Here is an 880-nt window from a genome sequence, read left to right on the forward strand (position 1 = left end):
ATCTGATCCAATAGGTTGGGAAGCATAGGGGCGTCACCGATGCTGTTGTCAGTTACTTCCATGGCCCGTATCTCAAGCGTGGCGGCATCGATGCCGAGATGGACCTTGCGCCATTGGCGACGGTAATCGGCACCATGCTTCTTCGTCTTCCATTCACCTTCGCCCAGCATCTTGATGCCGGTGCTGTCGACCAGCAGATGCAGGCCGGTCGTGGTGGGTGCGACTTCAATAGCAACCTGCAATGTCTTTTGCCGCCGGCTCACGGTGCTGTAATCCGGAATAGGCCAATCCAGGCCTGCCAGCCCGAGTAGGCTTTGCGCCATACCCATGGTTTGGCGTAGCGGCAAGCTGAACAGGCACTTGATACTCAGACAGAACTGGATNAGACAGAACTGGATCGCTTCGTCACTGAAGCTCGGACTGCGGCCGCGCTTGCCACTTGCCTGGCCATGCCAGTTCATAGCGGGATCGAGCCAGATAAGCAGCGAGCCGCGCGCCTTTAGCGCGGCGTTGTATGCCTTCCAGTTCGTCGTTCGGTACTTTTGAGGAGCGGGTTTCATGCGCTTAGCCTATCCGAGCTGCCTCCAATGTGCTGGACGGCGCGATTTGCGCAACAAAGCCTATCCATACTAGTACGCAAAGATAAAAATGATGAACGGATTGTATCACATTGCATTAAAGAAACTTATACTGCAGTCGTTATGCAGGGGGGTCCTTGAGAAAGGTAAATGTCCTGTTGTTGCCCTTTTTGTTTCAATACGACGATTTTTGTTGTGTCTTTTAATCAATATCCGCCTCACCTATGCAGGATTTAAAATGGCCAAAGAAAACGAAAAAAATGGAATTGAGCAACTCGCATTCAAGCTTGGAAAGGAAGAAT

2 protein-coding genes are annotated in these 880 nt (G+C 51.6%); one reads left to right on the forward strand and one right to left on the reverse strand.

The window, feature by feature from the left end:
• The coding region (locus JK635_RS28265) for an IS5 family transposase (protein ID WP_202653501.1) at window positions 1–560 on the reverse strand (560 nt) is incomplete at its 3' end.
• Between the two features lie 100 nt (window positions 561–660).
• Here JK635_RS28265 and JK635_RS28270 point away from each other — a divergent pair.
• The coding region (locus tag JK635_RS28270) for a hypothetical protein (protein WP_235887986.1) at window positions 661–880 on the forward strand (220 nt) is incomplete at its 3' end.

This window comes from Neobacillus paridis (assembly GCF_016765675.1).
Taxonomy (GTDB): Bacteria; Bacillota; Bacilli; order Bacillales; family Cytobacillaceae; genus Neobacillus; species Neobacillus paridis.